Origin of the sequence: Streptomyces longisporus, assembly GCF_039532765.1 — a bacterium.
GTDB classification, from domain to species: Bacteria; Actinomycetota; Actinomycetes; order Streptomycetales; family Streptomycetaceae; genus Streptomyces; species Streptomyces longisporus.
On the sequence record NZ_BAAASG010000007.1, the window covers coordinates 1012462 to 1032323 of the forward strand.

The window sequence follows — 19862 nt, forward strand, 5'->3', positions numbered from 1 at the left end:
TTCCGCTCGGGATCACAGCGGAAGCGGCATGAGGGCGCAGCGCACCGGCTCTGCGTGCGCCGGGTCGAGGGCGTTGAGCACCAGCTGGTGCACATTCGGGTCGTACGAGCCGCCCAGGTGGCCGGTCAGGTCCAGCGGGCAGACGTTCTGCAGCAGGATGTTGTGCACGGTCGCACCGGGCCCGGCGGTGAGGAACTGGTTGGTGTACGGGGTGACGACGACGTCGGTCCTGGTGACGATGTTGGTGTAGGTGACGCCGGGTTCGGTGTCGCCCTTGGCGTAGAGCTGCTGCAGCACCGGGGAGCCGATCGTCTGGTCCTTGGCCGCCGGGCTGTCGAGGCCGAACGGCTTGCCGGCCTGCCCCGCCACGTCCAGGACTGCATCCAGCAGGTGGATCGTGCCGGTTGCGGTGGTGCCGTGACTGCTGGGGTTGATCCCCACCAGCTGGTGCACCTTCGCGGCGCCCTTGTCGAAGCGCAGATACCACTGGGGCATCAGTCCGCCGCCCTGCGAGTGGCCCACCAGGTCGACCTTCTTGGCGCCCGTGGCGGCCCGCACCTTGTCGACGTAGCGGGCCAGTTGCGCCGCCGAGGCGGGGATCGGGCCGGTCGCCTTGAGCAGGGCGTGGGGTTTGGTCTCACCGTAGTTGAGGGCGAAGACGCAGTAGCCGGCTCTCTTCAGCACCGGGGCGAGCCCGCTCCAGTTGTCGAAGGCGTTCTCGAAGGTGCCGTGCACCAGTACCACCGGATAGGGGTGCGCGGCCGAGGGCTTGCAGGAGAAGTCGTTGGCGCCGGCGGGGGAGCGGTCGGGGTCCGGCACCGAGGCGAGCAGGGCCGCGCCGAAACTCACCGCCCCAAGGCCGCCCGATGTGAGGGCGATTGGCGCAGGCGGGGCCTCGACGGTGGCGAGCCGTGGGACGGGAGGTGCGGCGAAAGCGGCGGGGACGGCGGCGGTCAGGCAGGCCGCCGCGGCCAGGGCAACGCCTGCGGCCTTGAGAACTCGGCGCATCGTGGTGCGCACCTCCTGGTGACGGAGCGTCAGCTGGCTGGGGTCGGGCCCAGCTTCGACAGCCGTCCGCGTCGCACTCGTGCACGGCGCGCCAGGTCCACCCGTTCGGCGCACGCGCGGTCAGCCGGGCGGGCGGATGCCACCGCTTGCGCAGCCTCCGTTGCACAGCCCCGCCGGCCTAGCGGGGAGGGGCGCAAGGCGGACCGAGCCCGTCGAACACCACAGCGTCAGGCTGGTGTTGAGAGATCGCACTTCTGCCCGGACTGTGGCGGGGCAGCTCCGTGGTCACCGCCCGCGAAACAAACCCATCGCCTGCGCATCGCTGCTCCCGTACGGTGCGCGGGTTGTCGTGACGAAGGGGCGGTTCGGGACGTGGAGCTCAGGGCAGCGACGCGGGAGCAGTTGGCGAGTGCGGCGCGGGATGCGCTCGGCGCCGGGCGGCGGCTGGAAGCGGCTCAGCGGATCGCGGGCGGCAGCAAAAAGGGCGTGTACCGCCTGGTGATGGACGATGCGACAACCGCGATCGCCTACCTGTGGGACGACACCGAGAACTACTGGCCGACGGCCGAGGGCGACGACGATCTCACCGACCCGTTCTCGCCCGGTCTCGGACTCGACCTGTTCGAGGCCGCGCACGCGCGACTTGACGCGCTCGGCGTCCGCGTCCCGGCGATCCGACTGGTCGGCCGCGACGGCTCCCACTGCCCGGCCGACCTCGCGATCGTCGAGGACCTCCCGGGCGAGAGCCTGGAGCGGCTGCTCGCACGCGATCCCCGCGCGGCCGCCCCGGTCATGGCCCGGCTCAGGGAGGCGTTGGAGGCGATGCAGCATCACCGGGCGCCCGGCTACGGCAAGGTCGCCGTGGTCGAAGCAGGCGGAACGTCACGCGGGACGTCGTGCGAGGGTGTCGTACTGGAGCGGGCCCTGCGGGACCTCGCCGAGGCGGCGTCGCGTGACCCGCGGATCGCGGAGGCCCGCGAGCGACTGGAGGAACGACTGCTGGGCCTGGCGGCGACGGTCCGGCCGCGCTCGCAGTACGCGGTCGTACACGGCGAACTGGGCCCAGATCATGTCCTGGTGGACCCGGACGGGAACCCCGTGTTGATCGACATCGAGGGCACAATGTACTTCGACGTGGAGTGGGAGCACGTCTTTCTGCGGATCCGCCTGCACGACGCCTACGGGCCGTTGGCGGCCGACGGACTGGACGAGGACCGGCTCGCGCTCTACCTGCTGGCCCAGCGGCTCTCGCTGACGGCGGGGCCCCTGCGGCTCCTCGACGGCGACTTCCCCGACCGGTCGTCCATGGCGGGCATCGCCGAGCACAACCTCAAGCAGGCGCTGGAGCTGATCCGCACCTAGGGCCTGTCGTTTGGATCAGGTCGGCCATGGCCAACGGGGTTTCCCGGCTGCCCTGGGCGGGGTCTGGATGTGCGTGCCAGGGCCCGCGAGGCCGGGCTGATCCAAACGACAGGCCCTGAGCGCCCTTGGGTTCCTGCCCCGTTCTGCCCGGAGTCCCGGTCGGGCCGTCGTTCAATGATCAGCGAGGAAATCCAGGATCGCCGCGGCGAGTTCCGGCGTACCGGCCGCCGTCCCGTGGTCTCCGGGCACCACCGCGGTGGTGCCCCGCGGCAGCGCCGCGGCCAACTGGTCGGCCGTGGCGGCCCGTTCGTCATCGGCACCGATCACCACGAGCGTCGGCACCGGGATGCGGCCGAGGGGCCCCATCGGCGTGGGGACGACCGAATCCAGCACGTGCAGCAGGGCCACCGGATCCGCGCCACTGGACCGGAGCCACTGGTCGGCCTGCTCCTCCGGCGAGCCCGGCTCGAACGAACCCGGCCCGGCGAAGACCCGCCGCAGAAATGACCCCGCCCCACCGCCTAGACCGAGCACCTCTCGCAGCCCCTGGCCGGCGACCACCGCCCGACCCGGTGTCGCGCCGCGCACCAGCATCCTCACCACCATGCGCGCCCCGAGCGAATACCCCCCGAGGTCGTAGTCGTCCAGTGCGAGCTGGTCGAGGAGCGCGAGGCCGTCCGCGGCCAGTACGTCGGGCGGGTAGCAGGCAGCGTCATGAGGCTTGGCGCTCCGCCCGTGCCCACGGAGATCCGGCATGATCACGCGGCGTCCGCGTGCCGCGAACGTCTCGGCATGGCCGTGGCGCAGCCACATCGTCGAGTCCCCGGTGATGCCGTGCAGCAGCACCAGCGGTCTGCCCCGGCCCACTTCCCGGTAGGCCAGGCGCACACCGTCATGGGCCGAGAAGTACGACACATCAGGGTCCGGCATACATCGGAGCGTATCCCCGGCCGGCCCACCGGCAGGCGGCGGTCGGTCCGATCGTCGCGCGTGCAGGGCTGTCCCCCGCCGGCCGCCGGCACGGCCGCCTGGTCAGGAGGTGGTGGCAGGGGTGCGGAAATAGTGGCCCTTGTCGAGGTCGTCGAGGAGGCCGGGGCCGGTGGGCTGCCAGTCCAGGAGTTCGCGGGTCAGGGTGCTGGACGCCGGGCTGTCGAGTGCCAGGAAGCGGCCCAGCCAGGCGAAGTGTTCCACCGCGGCCTCGGGGGCCACCGAGACCACCGGCACATCGAGGTGACGGCCGATCACCTCGGCGATGTCGCGGATCGGGACGCCCTCCTCGGCGACGCCGTGCAGCGCCGTGCCCGCCGGGGCCTTCTCCACCGCCAGGCGGAACAGCCGTGCGGCATCGAGACGGTGGACGGCCGGCCAGCGGTTGGCGCCGTCGCCGATGTAGCCGGAGACCCCCTTGTCTCGGGCGATGGCGACCAGGGTGGCCATGAACCCCTTGTCTCCTTCACCGTGGCAGGTCGGGGACAGCCGCACCGCGGAAGAGCGCACCCCGCGCGAGGCGAGCGCGAGCAGCGCCGTGGCGGTGGCGGAGCGTATGGACACCGGCGAGCCGTCGACCGCGGGCATGTCCCGCTCGCTCGACAGCCGGCCCGGCTTGAGGCCGACCAGCCCGGAGGCGAGGACAAAGGGGCGGCCGGTGCCGGCCAGCGCCTCGCCGAGGGTGTCGACGGCGCGCCGATCGGCCTCGGCGGCGCCCTGGAAATCGCCGGTGAAGGCGAGGTCGTGCTTGAAGGCGAGGTGGACCACCCCGTCCGAGGCGGCAGCGGCGCCCGCCAGGACGTCGAGGTCGTCGACGGTGCCGCGGACCACGTCCGCACCGGCGGTGGTGAGGGCGGCGGCAGAGGCGTCGGAGCGGGCGAGCCCGACGACCCGGTGCCCGGCGTCCAGGAGTTCGGGAACGAGGGCGGAGCCGATCCAGCCGGACGCGCCGGTCACGAAGATGCGCATGGGAGAGCCCCAAACTGTCGATGTCAGTGACTGTCATCGACGCTAGCACGTGATGTCAGGGACTGTCATCACGTAGGATCTGCTCATGAGCAGATGGGAGCCGAACGCACGCGAACGCCTGGCGAAAGCGGCGTTGGAGCTCTACGGCGAGCGCGGCTACGAACAGACCACGGTGGCGGAGATCGCCAAACGGGCCGGCCTCACCGAGCGGACCTTCTTCCGCCACTACGCCGACAAGCGCGAGGTGCTGTTCGACGGTTCCAGTGCGTTGCAGGAGCTGTTTGTGAACGCGGTCGCCGAGGCCCCGCAGTCCGCGGCCCCGATCGACGCGGTCGCGGCCGGCCTCGAGGCGGTCTCCACCGTGTTCGTCGGCCGCCACGGACACGCCCGGCGGCGGCACGCCGTCATCGTGGCGAACGCGGTACTCCAGGAGCGCGAGCTGATCAAGCTCGCCTCACTGTCGGCGGCGCTCGCCGACGCCCTGCGCCGACGCGGCGTGCCGGAACCGGCCGCAAGCCTGACCGCCGAGGCGGGGGTCGCCGTCTTCAAGATCGGCTTCGAGCGCTGGGTGGAGGCGGCCGAGGAACGCACCATGGCACAGTTCATGCGGGAGTCACTGGACGAGCTCAAGGCCGTGACCGCGGGCGGCTGAGGCCTCGCGGTCCGGTCGGGTCAGGACAGGCTGGTGATCTTGCTGCGGACCTGGTTCACGATGGCGGCCGGGAGCGTCGCATAGCCCTCGAAGCTCAGGTCCTGCTGGCCCTGCACGCCGGCGATGTACGTCAGGAACGCCTTGGTGGCGGGCCACGTGGCCGGCTTGTTGCCCTTGTCGCAGGCGATCTCGTACGTGACCATGTCGATCGGATACGCGCCCGGGGTCTTGGTCGTGTAGTCGAGCTTGAGCACGAGGTCGTCTCCGCTGCCGGCGATTTTGGCAGTGGAGATCGCCTTGGAGGCCGTGAAGACGCTGGCGTCGACGGGAGTGCCCGCGCCGGTGTCGATGGAGACCGTGGGAATGCCTCGGGCGATCGCGTAGGACAGCTCGACGTAGCCGATCGCACCCACCGTTTTCTTCACATGGTCGACGAGGCCTGAGGACTTCTTGGCCGAATCGCCGCCGTTGGCCTTCCACTCCTTGCTGTGTCCGTGCGGCCAGGCGCTCGGTGCGGCGGCGCTCAGATAGGAGGTGAAGTTGTCCGTCGTGCCGGAGGAATCGGAACGGTGGGACGCCCGGATCGCCGTCGACGGCAGCTTGGCGTCGGGGTTGAGTTTCGCGATCGCCGGATCGTTCCACTTCGTGATCCGGGAGTCGAAGACCTCGGCGAGCGTGGAGGCGTCCAGAACCAACTTCCTGACGCCCGGCAGGTTGTAGGCGAGGGCGATCGGTCCGCCGACCGCCGGCAGGTGGACGGCCCGGCCGCCGTTGGAGCAGACGCTCTTTGACTGGGTGATCTGGTCGGCGCTCAGTGCGGAGTCGGAACCCGCGAAGGCGGTCTTGCCCTGCAGGAAATCGGTCTGACCGGCACCGGAGCCGTTGCCCTCGTAGCTGATCCGAGTGCCGGGGCAGGCTCGCATGTAGTTCTTGATCCAGAACTTCATGGCGAACTCCTGCGCGGTCGAGCCGGAGGCCGTCACCTGGGCCGCCTTGCCGCACTTGACGCCGCTGGCGGCCGTTGTGGTCGGTGCGGCGGCCGCCGACGATCCGCTGGACGACCCGGAGCTGCCGCTCGAGCCGCAGGCCACCAGGAGCAGGGCGCCGGAGACAACCGCTGAGCCTGCCGCCAGGGTGCGCGGCCTGCTCTTCCGCTGAGGCTTCACTCTTCGGTGCTCCTTGCTCGTGGGCGGCCGGGCGGTGCGGCGGAGGGGTGATGACCGTGGATCAGGTAGCGGTCACGGCCCGCACCTTCGAGGAACTATACGCATAAAAGCGGATAATTTCGGTGATTGGCTTCTTGGGCTGGAGCCGTTTGCGGGGCGATGTACGCCGCCAGGGCGCGAACCCGGTGGAGCGGCGGCCGTCGGCTTCTGGACCTGGCCGGCTCATGAACCCGTCCCGGGTCGAACCCTCGCTGCCGACCGGGCCAACTGGCCTCCCGCGCTACACCATCCGGTGGCTTATGGCCGTCAGAGCGTTATTCATGTCTCCGATTTTCTGATCATTCCACTATCCGGCTCTTGGTACTGACCGGCCGTCATGAAGCCCCGAACCGAGTCGAGGAGAGTGGAGAAGATGACGAAATCGCCGCGATGGCGATCCGTTCTGACGCCAGCTGTCATGGCTGCCGCCCTTGGCGCTGCCGCGCTGTCGAACGCGGGAACCGCCTACGCCCAGGACCTCACCACCCCGCACCCGCCGTCCCCGGCACCGCCGGCCTATCCGGCGCATGCGGGGAAGCCTGAGTATCCGGCTCAGCCCGTGAAGCCTGCGCATCCGGAGAAACCTGACTATCCGCAGCAACCGGCGAAGGCCGCGTATCCGGAGCATCCGGTGAAGCCTGCGTATCCGGAGCATCCGGTGAAGCCTGCGTATCCGGAGCATCCGGTGAAGCCTGCGTATCCGGAGCATCCGGTGAAGCCGGCGTACCCTCAGCAGCCGGCCAAGCCTGCCTATCCGCAGCATCCCGCGAAACCTGAGTATCCGGCTCAGCCTGTGAAGCCTGCCTATCCGGTGAAGCCGGCGTATCCGCAGCAGCCGGTCAAGCCTGCTTACCCTCAGCATCCGGTGAAGCCGGAGTTGCCTGTGAAGCCGGCGTATCCGCAGCAGCCGGTCAAGCCCGCGTTCCCAGAGAAGCCTGCGTATCCGGCCCACCCGGAGAAGCCCGCGTATCCGCAGCAGCCGGTCAAGCCTGCGTACCCGCAGAAGCCCGCGTATCCGGCCCAGCCGGTCAAGCCTGCTTACCCTCAGCATCCGGAGAAGCCTGCTTATCCGCAGCAGCCGGTGAAGCCCGCGTTCCCGGCCCACCCGGAGAAGCCCGCCTTCCCGGAGAAGCCTGCGTATCCGCAGCAGCCGGTGAAGCCCGCGTTCCCGGCCCACCCGGAGAAGCCCGCCTTCCCGGAGAAGCCTGCGTATCCGCAGCAGCCGGTCAAGCCCGCCTTTCCGGAGCATCCGGTGAAGCCTGCGTTCCCGGAGAAGCCCGCCTTCCCGGAGAAGCCTGCGTATCCGGAGCACCCGGTGAAGCCCGCGTTCCCGGAGAAGCCCGCCTTTCCGGAGCACCCGGTGAAGCCCTCGTATCCGGACCAGCCGTCGAAGCCCTCGAATCCGGAGCACCCGGCGAAGCCCGCCTCTCCGGAGCACCCGTCGAAGCCGGATCACTCGGAGTAGCCGGAGAAACGGCACCGTTCGACCCCATTGGACGCGGAGCGCGAGCGGCTCGCCCCGCTCGCGAACCGCTTTCCACACGACGGGGAGAAGCTGATCCCTGGGGGCTGCGCGGCACGGTCGTCGGCGTGACGGCGATGGGAGTCCTCGCCTTCGGTCCGGCGGCCCGGGAAGGAACGTAGGGGCGTCGGGCGGACATTGGCCGCCCTTCAGGGCTGCCGTGCCGGGCCCGGACCATCGGTCGGCGGGGCTACCAGCAGAATGCGCCGCCTTCGGTGAGGATCAGCAGCCCGAGGGTGATCAGGACCAAGGGGAGCAGGACGCGCCCCCACCGGCTGAGTGCCTTGGCGATGACCGGCCGGGTGGCGAAGAAGCGGCCGGCGAGGCACCACACGGCCACCAGGGCGAGGAAGACCACGGCATACACGCTCGTCCCGCCCAGGCCGGTGGTGGCGAACACAGGGACGTACACGCCGATGTTGTCGCCGCCGTTGGCGAAGGTGACCGCGGCGACCTCCAGCGTTCTCGGGCCGCCGCCCTCGCTCGTCTTCTGTGCGCCGTTCTCGTCCTGGTCGTCGCGGTGCCTCCATGCCTGCCGGGCCGACTTCAGGCCGAGTGCGAGGGGGAGCAGTCCGAGATACGGGATGGCCGACTCGGGCAGGAAGTCGGCGCCGAACGCCGCGGCGACGGCGACGGCGAGGATGGCGGCGAAACCGGTGTACTGGCCGAGCGCGATGCGGCGGGCGGAGCCGCGGTGGCCCGCGCCCTGCGCGAAGAACAGCGACAGCAGCACGATGTCGTCGATGTTGGTGACGGCGAACAGCCCGGCCGCCTGCGCGACCATGCCCAGGCTCATGGACGTCAGTTCGGTCGGCGTAGGCCTGCGATGAGGAGTTCGACCAGTCGGCGTGCGTCGTAGCGGGGGTCGCTTTCCGCGCCGATGCAGAGGTTGCCGACGCCGCGCATGAGTTCGTAGGCCTCGAGGTCGGACCGGATTTCGCCGGAGGCGGCTGCCGCGTCGAGCAGTTGGGTGCACACGGGCACGAGGCGGTCGAGGAAATAGGCGTGCAGGGTCTCGAAGCCGGCGTTGTCCGACTGCAGTACGCCGGCGAGTCCGTGCTTGGTGACCAGGAAGTCGACGAAGAGGTCGATCCACTGTCCCAGTGCGGCGTATGGGGTCGGGCTGCTCGCCAGCAGGGCCGGGCCGGCCTCGGCGCAGGCCTCGACCTGGTGCCGGTAGACGGCGACGATGAGGTCCGCCCGGGTCGGGAAGTGGCGGTAGATCGTGCCCATCCCGACACCGGCCCTCGCCGCGATGTCGCGCACCGGCGCTTCCACGCCCGAGGTGACGAAGACCGCGGCGGCCGCGTCGAGCAGGGTCTGCTCGTTGCGCCGGGCGTCCGTCCGCTTGGGTCGGGCCGCGCGTCCCGCGCCCTTGTCGCCGTCGTTCACCGTTCCGTTCCCTCCGCCATCGGGCTTGCTGAAGCGGAGCAGTGTTCCGTATCGTAATCGGAGCGACGTTCCGCTTTGCTCATGATGCCAGAGCCGGAGCCCCGCGACCAAGCCATGCCCTGCCCGGCCTGGTCGCAACGAACCCCCACCCACCCCGTAATGGAGGAGCACGGTCATGCAGTACCGCACCTTGGGCCGCACCGGTGTGCAGGTCAGCTCGCTCGCGCTCGGCGCGATGAACTTCGGCAGCATCGGGCGCACCACCCAGGACGAGGCCACCGCCATCGTCGACGCCGCGCTCGAAAGCGGGATCAACCTCATCGACACCGCCGACGTGTACGGCGACGGCGAATCGGAGGAGATGGTCGGCAAAGCCATCGCGGGCCGCCGCGACGACATCGTGCTGGCCACGAAGGCGGGCCTGCCCATGGGTGACGAGCGCAACCACCGGGGCAGTTCGCGGCGTTGGCTGGTCACCGCGCTGGACGACAGTCTGCGCCGGCTCGGCGTCGACCACGTCGATCTCTACCAGGTCCACCGGTGGGACCCGAGCGCCGGCGACGAGGAGACGCTGTCGGCCCTCACCGACCTGCAACGCGCGGGAAAAATACGCTACTTCGGGTCCTCCACCTTCCCCGCCCACCGCATCGTGCAGGCCCAGTGGGCCGCGCGTGAGCATCACCTGGGCCGTTACGTCACCGAACAGCCCAGCTACTCGATCCTGCAGCGCGGGATCGAGACGCACGTCCTACCGGTGACCGAGGAGTACGGGCTCGGAGTGCTGGTGTGGAGCCCGCTGGCCTCCGGCTGGCTTTCCGGGGCCGTCCGTGCCGGACGCTCCATCACCACCAGCCGCTCGACGTTCATGCCGCAACGCTTCGACACCGGCCTTCCCGAGAACAGGGCCAGGCTCGACGCCGTGGAGCGGCTGGCCGAGCTCGCCGACCAGGCCGGACTGACGATGATCCAGCTCGCGCTCGGATTCGTGACGGCCCACCCGGCCGTGACCAGCGCACTCATCGGCCCCCGCACGCTGGAGCACCTGCAGTCCCGGCCGACGTACTCGACGCGATCGACACGATCGTCTCCCCCGGCACCGACCTGGCCCCGCACGAGAAAAACGACACTCCACCCGCCCTGCTCGACCCGTCACTGCGCCGCCGCTGACCGTCCGAGGAGGAACGGCAACCCCATGACGACGACCGCACCGCCACTCCGCTTCGGCATCATGACCGCCCCCATGCAGGTCGACTATCGCGACCTCCTTGGGGTCTGGCGCGAGGCCGACACCATCCCGGCAATCGAGCACGCCTGGCTGTTCGACCACCTCCTGCCCATCGCAGGCGACCCGGACGGACCCATCTACGAGGGCTGGACACTCCTCGCGGCCCTGGCCGCACAGACCCGCCGCCTGCGCCTCGGCCTCCTGGTCACCAGCAACCGGTTCCGGCCGCCCGCCCTGCTGGCCAAGATCGCCACGACCGTCGACGTCGTCTCCGACGGCCGGCTCGACCTCGGCCTCGGCGTCGGGTCCCGGCCCCACCCGCCCGAGGCCCGGCGTGAGTACCCGGCGCACGGACTGCCCTTCCAGGACACCGCCAGAGCCGTGGAAAGCCTGGCCGAGGCGTGCACGGTGATCCGGCGGCTGTGGACCGAGGAGCAGCCCTTCGACTTCCACGGCACCCACCACCGCCTCACCGGAGCCTTCGGCAACCCCAAACCCGTCCAGCGCCCCCATCCACCGATCCTCATCGGCGGACGCTCATCGGCGACCCTGCGCGTGGCCGCCGAGCATGCCGACCTGTGGAACATGCCGGGCGGCGACATCGACGACGCCGTCCGCCGCAGCGCCCTGCTGGACCGCCACTGCGCCGAGATCGGCCGCGATCCCGCCTCGATCACGCGCTCGATCGTCCTGCCCGTCTCCCACGACCGTCCGGGCGCCACGAGGGAGGCCGTGGCCGAGGCGGTCGACGCCGGCTTCCGGCACATCGTCCTGGGGCTGCCGTCGCCCTATCCGGACGGTGTCGTACGGTGGCTGACCGACGAGATCATCGGCGCTTCGGCCCTCGTATGAACCGCTGGGCAGGGCCGGGTTTCCCTCCCGGCTGATCAGGTGCAAGCTGGAACGGAGGCCGTTTCGCGATCCCGCGAGCGGGCTCGGGAAACCCGGTCTCGCCACTCCGAGTGAGCCCCTCGGGCTCGGCAGGAGGGAAGCGGGATGACAGAGCAGGACACCACCAGTACGGCCTGGCACCTGGCCGGCGACTGGTTCGATGTGTGCAAGTGCGCCATACCGTGCCCCTGCACATTTGCACAGCCCCCCACCTACGGCGACTGCGAAGGCGTCATGGCCTGGCACATCCGGGAGGGCGACTACGGCGGTGTGCGGCTGGACGACCTCAACGTCGTGATAGTCGCCTCCTTCAACGGCGACGTCTGGTCCGGCACGCACTCCGACCCGTACGCCGCGGTCTTCCTCGACGAACGCGCCGATGAAAGGCAACGCGGGGCACTCCAGGCAGTTTTCGGAGGTGAGGCGGGCGGATGGCCGGCGCAGTTCGTGGGGATGTTCCACCCCGAGATGCGCGGTATGGACGTCGCCCCCATCCATGTGGAGATCGACGAGGACCTCGCCGGCTGGCGGGCCGAGATTCCCGACCGCGTCACGGCCACCGCCGAAGCACTCACCGGTCCGACGACGTCGGACGGCGCACGCGTCCAGCTCCACAACGCGCCGGGCGCCGAGGTCGGCCCGGGCCAGGTCGCCACCTGGGGGCGGGCCACGACCGACCGCGCCAACGCATTCGGCTTCTCCTGGGACCGCTCGGGGAAGTCGAGCAAGCACTTCCCGTTCGACTGGAGCGGGCCTGACTGAGCGGAAGACGCCGGTGTACGGCGCCCTGGTCGCGGGCTCGGAACGCGGGTCGCCGGCGGAGGTGCCCGAAGGGTCACCGAGGACCCCGTTTGCCGACACCGCGCCGACGCCACTGGTCGTTCTCCGTGGGGCGCGACTGGGGCAGCCCGGAGATCCCCGAGTAGGTCGACCTCAGGATTGCCGGCCTCAGCTCGTTCGAGCCGGACTCCTTCCGGGCGCAGGTGCAGCAACGCGTGCCGAGGGCCGCCTCGGCGCGCGTCATCAGGAGAGCCTGAGCGTGGCAGGGGCCCCATCGAGGGGTCGCCCCAGGTTGGGGCCGGATGCAGAATTGCATAATTTCGCAATTGGTTAGATGCTGGCTTGGTTGTGCTTGCAGATGGTGCCGGCGCAGCCTTCGCGTCTGCCCGCGGGCGCGGGGACCTGTACTGGAATTCGAGGGGTCGTGTCCGCGTGCTGAAACCGCTGCAGGACGGGCCGATGATGTTCGCCGGGCGCAACGGGCTGCCGGCCGAGCTGAGGGAAGCCGAGGCCGTCGCGTGATCGCCGGGGGAATCGGCCGGGTGTGGGCCCGGATCGCGGTGTTGCTGCCGGGACGCGCCGACCTCGCGGAGCTGCGGCGCGACCCGCGACGAGACCTGGTGGCAGGCCTGACCGTGGCGATCGTCGCGCTGCCGCTGGCCCTCGGCTTCGGGGTCTCCTCCGGGCTGGGAGCGGAGGCGGGCCTGGCGACCGCGGTGGTCGCGGGTGCGCTCGCGGCGGTGTTCGGCGGGTCCAACCTGCAGGTGTCCGGGCCGACCGGCGCCATGACGGTGGTCCTGGTGCCGATCGTCGGTCGGTACGGGCCCACGGGGGTGCTCACCGTGGGACTGATGGCGGGCGTCATGCTCGTCGGCCTGGCGGTGCTGCGGGCCGGTAAGTACATGCAGTACGTGCCCGCCCCGGTCGTCGAGGGCTTCACGCTCGGCATCGCCTGCGTGATCGGCCTGCAGCAGATCCCGAACGCGCTCGGCGTGCCCAAGCCGGAGGGCGAGCGCGTGCTGGTGGTGACCTGGCGTGCCGTCGAGGACTTCGCGAAGTCCCCGAACTGGACAGCCGCCGGTTTCGCGGCCGCGGTGGCCGCGGTCATGCTGGTCGGGGCCCGCTGGCGGCCCACCGTGCCGTTCTCGATCGTCGCCGTGATCGCGGCGACGATCGTCGCACAGCTGGCCGGCCTGGACGCGGCGAAGCCGATCGGCGACCTGCCGTCGGGGCTGCCCGTACCCTCGCTGTCCTTCCTCGACCTCGGCTCGCTCGGCACCCTGCTCGCGCCCGCCGTGGCGGTCGCGGCGCTCGCCGCGCTGGAGTCCCTGCTGTCCGCCTCGGTCGCCGACGGCATGACGGTCGGTCGGAAACACGACCCGGACCGGGAGTTGTTCGGTCAGGGCCTCGCGAACATCGCCGCCCCGCTCTTCGGGGGTGTCCCGGCCACCGGTGCGATCGCCCGTACCGCGGTCAACGTCCGCACCGGCGCGGGCTCCCGGCTCGCCGCCCTCATGCATGCCGCCGTTCTCGCCGTGATCGTCTTCGTGGCGGCGCCGCTCGTCTCGAAGATCCCGCTGGCCGCCCTCGCCGGTGTCCTGCTGGCCACCGCGATCCGCATGGTCGAGGTCGGCTCCCTGAAGGCCATGGTGAAGGCGACCCGGTCCGATGCGCTGATACTCGTCCTCACCGCCGTGGCGACGCTGGCCCTGGATCTCGTGTACGCCGTGATCATCGGCCTCGTCGTCGCCGGTGCCCTCGCCCTGCGCGCCGTCGCCAAGCAGGCCCGCTTCGACCAGGTGCCGCTCGACCGGGGCGACCACAGCGCCGAGGAGCACACGCTGCTGGCCGAGCACATCGTCGCCTACCGCATCGACGGACCGCTCTTCTTCGCCGCCGCCCACCGCTTCCTGCTGGAGCTGACCGACGTCGCCGACGTGCGGGTGGTGATCCTGCGGATGTCGCGGGTGTCGACGATGGACGCCACCGGCGCCCTGGTGCTCAAGGATGCCGTGGAGAAGCTGCGCCGCCGTGGCATCGTCGTCCTCGCCTCCGGGATCCGCACCGGGCAGCGCCAGGTCCTCGACTCGGTCGGCGCGCTGGAGCAGTTGCGGCAGGAGGGGCGGGAGTACGTCACCACCCCCGAGGCGATCCGCGCCGCCCGCGAGCATCTGGAGACGGCCGGAGTCCTGCCCGTCCTCCCCACCCGCCTGTCCACAACCTCCAGCGAGGAAGCCCTGCCATGAGCACTGCCTCCGCCCCTCTTCGTGGCCGTGCGGCTGCTGGGGGAGTACGGCCGCCGGGCCGTCCGTACGCCGGCCCCGTCGAGGCGGTCGCCGGCTTCTGCCTTGCCTGCGCGGAGGCGTGAGTGGCGTCCACACAGCTCGAGACCTTGCCCTACCGGCACGTGCTCACCTTGCCGACCGAACCATCGGCCGTACGGTTGGCCCGTCAGACGGCCGAACACGCGCTGGTCGAGTGGGGCATCGGCGTGCGCCACCCGGCAGTGGGCCCGGCCCTGCTGATCCTTGCCGAACTGGTCACCAACAGCGTCCGGCACGCCGCCGTACTCTCCCCCACGATGACCGTGATCTATGCGGCAGGCCCGGACTGTCTGGCCTTCGCCGTCCACGACCGGCATCCGTACCAGCCGGCGCTGTACGGCACGGACCTCGGCACCGGAGCCGGCGGCCTGGCCACCGTCAGGGAACTCGTCCTGGCCCTGGGCGGCACCGCGGTGGTCCGGGCGGATGCCGACGGCGGTGGCAAGAGCATCTGGATCACTCTTCCCCTCTGAACGCAACGGCCTGGGCGATCACCGAGCCCGCCCGCCGCCTCGCCGAGGCGGGCCGCAGCCTGGAACCGGCCGGCATTGCGCCGACGGGTCGCCGTCCCCACCGGAAACTGCCCGCCGATCGCGGTCGATACCGACCTGGCCGCCGCGCTCGCCGTTCACGGCAGCGGTGCAGGAGCGCCACCATCGGGCACCACCGGATGGCCGACCGGAGACCACGCAGGCGTGTGGCCGCCCCGGCTCATCCCGGCGTGAAGGCCCCGTCTGCGTCCCGGACGGGCACGAGTGCGCAGACGTCGTCCTCCGTGGCGATGGCCACATCGGCGACGAATCCCATGGCGGCCAGCCGGCGGCCGGAGGCGCTGGTGGCGACGGCGTGTACGAGGTCGGTGGTGTTTTCGTAGCTCGCCGTCGCGGCGGCGGCTTCTGTGGAGAGCGGGCCCGCGCCCTGGGAGCGCAGTTCGCAGATGAGGGATCCGGCGCCCAGCAGGTCCTCCAGGGCCGGGCGCAGGCTCCCGTCCGGCCACCGCTCACCCGCGGCGATCACTGCGACGGGATGCTCGGGAGTGCCGTAGCCATGGGAGATGAGCCATCTGCTGACCGCGGTGATGTTGCGCAGACAGGCGGCGACCACCTGCACGCCGGACGGCGCAGCGGCGGCGATGGCGGCGCCGTTGGGCGACGGCAGTACCAGGCGGGCCACGAAGGGGGCTGCCCGCAGGTGGGCGGGGGAGAGCGACCACGGGGTTGAGGGAGTGACGGTGGTGCGGTGCGCGGCGAGCCGGGCGTCCCACCGGCGGGCGTACGCCTCCGCGGCCTCGGTGGCGCTGACCTGTTCCGCCTCGGTCGCGGGCCCGCCGGGCCACCCGAAGGGCAGAACGCGGATCCCCTTCTCGACGGCGACGCTCACCGTGGTGGAGAAGGACAGTACGTCGACGGTGACCAGACAGGCGGCCTCGCCGACGAGACGACCGGCTCCCGCGGATCCCCACTCGAAGCGGATCCCGGTCCCGGTCTGCATGTCCCAGTCACCCATCGCACCCTCCCGGTCGGTCTGCCGTGACGGGACCTGAGTAATTGCTAAGATTAGCAATTACTCAGGTCACCACCGCTGGATTCGGGCGGTTGCCTTCCTCGGGTGCGGATTCGGTCTGGACGGTGTCGCACGCGAGGATGGACCGCATGTTGTCGATGAGTGGGTGGATGCGATGCGCCGAGGTCCGGTCGGCGGGGTCGTGCTGCTGCATGGGGGAGGGGGCGGCCAGGTGAGTACGCCGCTGTACCAGCTGAAGGCCGAGTTCTTCAAAACCCTCGGCCACCCGGCCCGCATCCGGGTTCTGGAGCTGCTGAGCGAGCGCGAGCACGCAGTCGCGGAGATGCTGCCCGAGGTCGGCATCGAGCCTGCGCACCTCTCGCAGCAGCTGGCCGTGCTGCGGCGCGCGAATCTGGTCAAGACCCGCAAGGAGGGCTCGACCGTGTACTACTCGCTGACCAGCCCGCACGTCGCCGAGCTGCTCCGCGTGGCCCGCACGATCCTGTCGGGCGTCCTGGCAGGGCAGGCCGAGCTGTTGGCCGACCTGCAGGCCGCACGGGTGGAGGGCAGGCCGCCGTCCTAGCGACGGCTCCTCGCTGGTCGATCCGTCTTCAACTGTGCCCCGCCGGTCGGCTTTCCGGTGCGTACACCGCCCTCTGCCCGGCATGACCGTTCCATGCCAAGCTGGGCGGGCCATGAGTGGCAGGGGAGCGGACGTGGATGCTGGACGCCGGAGAGCGGTCGTACTCCTCGCGACGCTGGGGACTTTCGGCGCGGCGCTGGCCGGGCTGTACGCACTGACGGGCTTATGGCTGGCGCATGATGCGGCCGACCGATGGGCCATCGCCATCGCCTTCGCCGTCGCCGCCTCCGGGGCCGTGGACAAGGCGATGACACCGTGGGCCGCACACGTCCCGGCCGCAGCCACGCCTTCGGAGGGAGAACCGCCCGACGCTCCGCCGGATCCCTCCGGCCCTGAGCCCGAGCCGTCCGGCGGACGTCGGCCACCAACCCGGGACCGGGTGGTGACCGCTGTGGTGACGGCGGCCATCACGGCGGCGGTGAGCGGCATCGTCTACGGGGCCCTGACGCCGAAGGCAGGAGGCGGCGGCACTGCGTCGGCCGCGGCGGCCTCGGACGGCTACACCCTGGTCTACGGACACCGGACGTTGTCGTTGAAGGACTACGACTACTTCTTCGACCTGCGTGCCGGGAGGGTCGGCCGCTCGGAGACCGCCTGGAGTGTCAGCACGGACGCCGGAGGCGACGGCAACGGCGCCTTCGAAGTCCAGCCGCTGACCGCCGCGTACGTCGCCCCCGGCAAGACCACGCCGAGTGCCGGGCAGTGCGCCGCCAAGGCCACCCGTCACCCCGCCAAGGGCTGGATCCACTTCCGCCAGGTCCCGCCCGGGCGCACCTTCTGCCTGCGCGACACGACGAGCGGCGACATCGCGGTGCTCACCGTCATCGACGTCGACCACGGCAACTATGCGACCACGGACGACATCACCTACTACCGGCATCGCAGCTGAGTCTCAGCCGTGCCCTGCGCCGACACCTCCTCGCAGCCCCCACTCATCAAGCCCGGAGCAGATCAACGCGGCTCGTACAGGGACGTCGACCTTGACGCCGTGGACGCCGACGAACGATCGGGCTCGTCGAGTCACGCCGTCGGGCACATCGTCGAAGAGGTTGAGATTCACCAGGGCGACGCCACCGCTGCTTATGCAGGTGCCCGCTCGGGCGCTCGCTCCAGGCGTACGATCACGCTCTTCGACGTCGGGGTGTTGCTGATGTCCGCGACGCTGTCGAGGGGGACCAGGACGTTGGTCTCCGGGTAGTACGCGGCGGCCGAACCCGGGGGAGTGGAGTAGCCGACGACGCGGAAGCCCTCCGCGCGGCGCTCCGAGCCGTCGGTCCAGATGCTGACCAGGTCGACGAGACTGCCCTCGGCCAGGCCGAGGTCGGCGAGGTCGGACGGGTTGACCAGGACGACACGGCGGCCGCCCTTGATGCCCCGGTAGCGGTCGTCCATCGCGTAGGGGATGGTGTTCCACTGGTCGTGCGAGCGCAGGGTCTGCAGGACCAGGTGGCCCTTGGGCGCCTGGAGCATCGTGAAGTCGTTGACGGTGAAGACGGCCTTGCCGCTGGGGGTCCGGAAGACGCGGGAGTTGACCGGGTTGGGCAGGCGGAAGCCGCCGGGGCGCCGTACCCGCTCGTTGAAGTCATGGAATCCGTCGACCACTTGGGCGATACGGTCGCGGACGAGGTCGTAGTCGGCCTCGAAGTCCTCCCAGGGGATGTCCGGTTCACCGCCCAGCACCCGGCGGGCGAGGCGGCTGATGAGGGACACCTCGCTCAGCAGGTGCGGGGACGCGGGGTCGAGCCGGCCGCGGGTGGCGTGTACCTCGCTCATGGAGTCCTCGACCGTCATGAACTGCTCGCCGCCCGCCTGGACGTCCCGGTCGCTGCGGCCGAGCGTCGGCAGGATCAGCGCGGTCCGTCCGCACACCGCGTGCGAACGGTTCAGCTTGGTCGAAATGTGCGCCGTCAGACGGCAGTTGCGCATGGCGCGCTCGGTGGCCTCGCTGTCGGGCGTGGCCCGCACGAAGTTGCCCGCGACGCCGAGGAAGAGCTTGGCCCGGCCGTCTCGCATGGCCCGGATGGAGTCCACGGAGTCCAGGCCGTGCGCGGTCGGCGCGGTGAAGCCGAACTCCTGCCCCAGCCGGTCCAGGAACGCCTGCGGCATTCGTTCCCAGATCCCCATCGTGCGGTCGCCCTGTACGTTGCTGTGCCCGCGCACCGGGCACACCCCCGCGCCCGGACGGCCGATGTTGCCGCGCAGCAGAAGGAAGTTGACGACCTCGCGGATGGTGGGCACACCGTGCTTGTGCTGGGTCAGGCCCATGGCCCAGCAGACGATGACACTGCGGCTGTTCAGCACGCGCGCGTGGACCTGCTCGATCTCGTCACGGGTCAGACCCGTGGCGTCCAGGACGGCATCCCAGGACGTGGCACGGATCCGCTCGGCGAAGGCGTCGTAGCCGGTGGTGTGCTCGTCGATGAACGCGCGGTCCAGGACGGTGCCCGGCTCCTTGTCCTCCGCCTCAAGCAGCAGCAGGTTCAGCGCCTGGAACAGGGCCAGGTCACCGCCGGGACGGATCTGCAGGAACTGGTCGGCGATGTCCGTGCCGCGGCCGATGACACCGCGCGCCTTCTGCGGATGCTTGAAGCGCAGCAGTCCCGCCTCGGGCAGCGGATTGACCGCGACGACGCTGCCGCCGCGCCGCTTGGTCTCCTCCAGCGCGGACAGCATCCGCGGGTGGTTGGTGCCGGGGTTCTGCCCCACGACGAAGACCAGGTCGGCGTTGTGGAGGTCGTCGAGGCTGACGCTGCCCTTGCCGATGCCCAGGGTCTCGTTCAGGGCCGAACCGCTGGACTCGTGGCACATGTTGGAGCAGTCGGGCAGGTTGTTGGTGCCGAAGGCCCGCGCGAACAGCTGCAGCAGGAAGGCCGGCTCGTTGGCCAGCCGCCCCGAGGTGTAGAACAGCGCCTCGTCAGGGTGGTCCAGCGCGCGCAGTTCCCGGGCCAGCAGGTCCAGCGCCTCGTCCCAGCCGACCGGCTCGTAGTGGGTCGCGCCCTCGCGCAGCACCATCGGCTCGGTCAGCCGGCCCTGCTGGTTGAGCCAGTGGTCCGTCTTCCGGCTCAGCTCGGCCACCGAGTACTGCCGGAAGAACTCCGCGGTCACCCGACGGGAGGTGGCCTCGTCACTGATGTGCTTGGCACCGTTCTCGCAGTACTCGTTGCGGTGCCGTTCGCCGGGTGCGGGCTCCGGCCAGGCGCAGCCGGGGCAGTCGAAGCCTTTCGCCTGGTTGATGCTGAGCAGCGTCAGCGCGGTGCGCCTGGGTGAGGTCTGGCCCAGGGCGTACTTGAGCGCGTGCACGACGGCGGGAGCGCCGGTGGCCCAGGTCTTGGGAGCCGAGACCGACAGCTCGCCCTCGTCCGCTCCGTCTTCTTCGAAGTCCCGCATCGCACACCACGC

At 70.7% G+C, this 19862-nt stretch carries 20 protein-coding genes and 1 pseudogene; 12 read left to right on the plus strand and 9 right to left on the minus strand.

Annotated elements, in window-relative coordinates; translation table 11 throughout:
* Positions 1–12: 12 nt before the first annotated feature.
* Positions 13–1008 carry an esterase/lipase family protein gene (locus tag ABD355_RS15965; RefSeq protein ID WP_344400952.1) on the minus strand — a complete coding sequence of 332 codons (996 nt, stop codon included), beginning with the start codon at positions 1006–1008 and terminating at the stop codon, positions 13–15.
* Positions 1009–1494: 486 nt separating this feature from the next.
* Between ABD355_RS15965 and ABD355_RS15970 the strand changes: the two genes are divergently transcribed.
* Positions 1495–2370 (plus strand): phosphotransferase family protein, encoded by an 876-nt coding sequence (locus ABD355_RS15970; protein ID WP_344401229.1) that lies wholly within the window; start codon positions 1495–1497, stop codon positions 2368–2370.
* 171 nt (positions 2371–2541) lie between these two features.
* On the opposite strand, the gene ABD355_RS15975 is transcribed toward ABD355_RS15970, so the two are convergent.
* Positions 2542–3300 carry an alpha/beta fold hydrolase gene (locus tag ABD355_RS15975; RefSeq protein WP_344400953.1) on the minus strand — a complete coding sequence of 253 codons (759 nt, stop codon included), beginning with the start codon at positions 3298–3300 and terminating at the stop codon, positions 2542–2544.
* A gap of 102 nt (positions 3301–3402) precedes the next feature.
* Complete coding sequence (locus ABD355_RS15980; protein WP_344400955.1) at positions 3403–4326, minus strand: SDR family oxidoreductase; 924 nt, start codon at positions 4324–4326, stop codon at positions 3403–3405.
* Between the two features lie 85 nt (positions 4327–4411).
* Here ABD355_RS15980 and ABD355_RS15985 point away from each other — a divergent pair, with 85 nt between their 5' ends.
* On the plus strand, positions 4412–4978 hold the full coding sequence (locus tag ABD355_RS15985) for a TetR/AcrR family transcriptional regulator (protein WP_344400956.1): 567 nt from the start codon (positions 4412–4414) through the stop codon (positions 4976–4978).
* A 20-nt stretch (positions 4979–4998) separates the two neighbouring features.
* Here ABD355_RS15985 and pstS read toward each other — a convergent pair whose 3' ends face one another.
* Entirely contained in the window at positions 4999–5925 is a 927-nt protein-coding gene (pstS, locus tag ABD355_RS15990; protein ID WP_344400957.1) for a phosphate ABC transporter substrate-binding protein PstS, read from the minus strand.
* On the opposite strand from pstS, the gene ABD355_RS15995 reads away from it, so the two are divergent.
* Together ABD355_RS15995 and ABD355_RS16000 are read left to right on the plus strand one after the other, a co-directional pair.
* The gene (locus tag ABD355_RS15995) at positions 5909–6136 is read left to right on the plus strand and encodes a hypothetical protein (RefSeq protein ID WP_344400958.1); all 228 of its coding nucleotides are present in this window, start codon (positions 5909–5911) and stop codon (positions 6134–6136) included. The two genes, pstS and ABD355_RS15995, sit on opposite strands and share 17 nt — an antisense overlap.
* Positions 6137–6547: 411 nt before the next feature.
* Entirely contained in the window at positions 6548–7648 is a 1101-nt protein-coding gene (locus tag ABD355_RS16000) for a hypothetical protein (RefSeq protein WP_344400959.1), read from the plus strand.
* 247 nt (positions 7649–7895) lie between these two features.
* Here ABD355_RS16000 and ABD355_RS16005 read toward each other — a convergent pair whose 3' ends face one another.
* Both ABD355_RS16005 and ABD355_RS16010 read right to left on the minus strand, forming a co-directional pair.
* Complete coding sequence (locus ABD355_RS16005; RefSeq protein WP_344400961.1) at positions 7896–8501, minus strand: cadmium resistance transporter; 606 nt, start codon at positions 8499–8501, stop codon at positions 7896–7898.
* A 5-nt stretch (positions 8502–8506) separates the two neighbouring features.
* Positions 8507–9097 carry a TetR/AcrR family transcriptional regulator gene (locus ABD355_RS16010; protein ID WP_344400962.1) on the minus strand — a complete coding sequence of 197 codons (591 nt, stop codon included), beginning with the start codon at positions 9095–9097 and terminating at the stop codon, positions 8507–8509.
* Positions 9098–9272: 175 nt separating this feature from the next.
* Here ABD355_RS16010 and ABD355_RS16015 point away from each other — a divergent pair.
* From ABD355_RS16015 to ABD355_RS16040, 6 genes and pseudogenes are all read left to right on the plus strand, one after another.
* Positions 9273–10264: pseudogene (locus ABD355_RS16015) on the plus strand (aldo/keto reductase).
* Positions 10265–10289: 25 nt separating this feature from the next.
* The gene (locus ABD355_RS16020; RefSeq protein WP_344400963.1) at positions 10290–11174 is read left to right on the plus strand and encodes an LLM class flavin-dependent oxidoreductase; all 885 of its coding nucleotides are present in this window, start codon (positions 10290–10292) and stop codon (positions 11172–11174) included.
* Between the two features lie 144 nt (positions 11175–11318).
* Entirely contained in the window at positions 11319–11975 is a 657-nt protein-coding gene (locus tag ABD355_RS16025) for a DUF1326 domain-containing protein (protein WP_344400964.1), read from the plus strand.
* A 539-nt stretch (positions 11976–12514) separates the two neighbouring features.
* Positions 12515–14239 (plus strand): SulP family inorganic anion transporter, encoded by a 1725-nt coding sequence (locus tag ABD355_RS16030; RefSeq protein ID WP_344401230.1) that lies wholly within the window; start codon positions 12515–12517, stop codon positions 14237–14239.
* Positions 14236–14361, plus strand: coding sequence for a hypothetical protein (locus ABD355_RS16035; RefSeq protein WP_344400965.1), 126 nt, complete (start codon positions 14236–14238; stop codon positions 14359–14361). Before ABD355_RS16030 ends, ABD355_RS16035 begins: the two co-directional genes overlap by 4 nt.
* Positions 14362–14790: an ATP-binding protein gene (locus ABD355_RS16040; protein ID WP_344400966.1), complete on the plus strand. Its 429-nt coding sequence runs from the start codon at positions 14362–14364 to the stop codon at positions 14788–14790.
* A 238-nt stretch (positions 14791–15028) separates the two neighbouring features.
* On the opposite strand, the gene ABD355_RS16045 is transcribed toward ABD355_RS16040, so the two are convergent.
* Together ABD355_RS16045 and ABD355_RS16050 are read right to left on the minus strand one after the other, a co-directional pair.
* On the minus strand, positions 15029–15823 hold the full coding sequence (locus ABD355_RS16045; RefSeq protein WP_344400967.1) for a 2-phosphosulfolactate phosphatase: 795 nt from the start codon (positions 15821–15823) through the stop codon (positions 15029–15031).
* 61 nt (positions 15824–15884) lie between these two features.
* A complete protein-coding gene (locus tag ABD355_RS16050; protein ID WP_344400968.1) occupies positions 15885–16034 on the minus strand; it encodes a hypothetical protein in 150 nt (49 codons plus the stop codon).
* 18 nt (positions 16035–16052) lie between these two features.
* Here ABD355_RS16050 and ABD355_RS16055 point away from each other — a divergent pair, with 18 nt between their 5' ends.
* Both ABD355_RS16055 and ABD355_RS16060 read left to right on the plus strand, forming a co-directional pair.
* Positions 16053–16403, plus strand: coding sequence for an ArsR/SmtB family transcription factor (locus ABD355_RS16055; protein WP_344400970.1), 351 nt, complete (start codon positions 16053–16055; stop codon positions 16401–16403).
* A gap of 133 nt (positions 16404–16536) precedes the next feature.
* Positions 16537–17352, plus strand: a complete 816-nt coding sequence (locus ABD355_RS16060; protein WP_344400971.1) for a hypothetical protein — start codon at positions 16537–16539, stop codon at positions 17350–17352.
* Between the two features lie 191 nt (positions 17353–17543).
* On the opposite strand, the gene ABD355_RS16065 is transcribed toward ABD355_RS16060, so the two are convergent.
* A complete protein-coding gene (locus tag ABD355_RS16065) occupies positions 17544–19850 on the minus strand; it encodes an FdhF/YdeP family oxidoreductase (RefSeq protein WP_344400973.1) in 2307 nt (768 codons plus the stop codon).
* Positions 19851–19862: the final 12 nt, after the last annotated feature.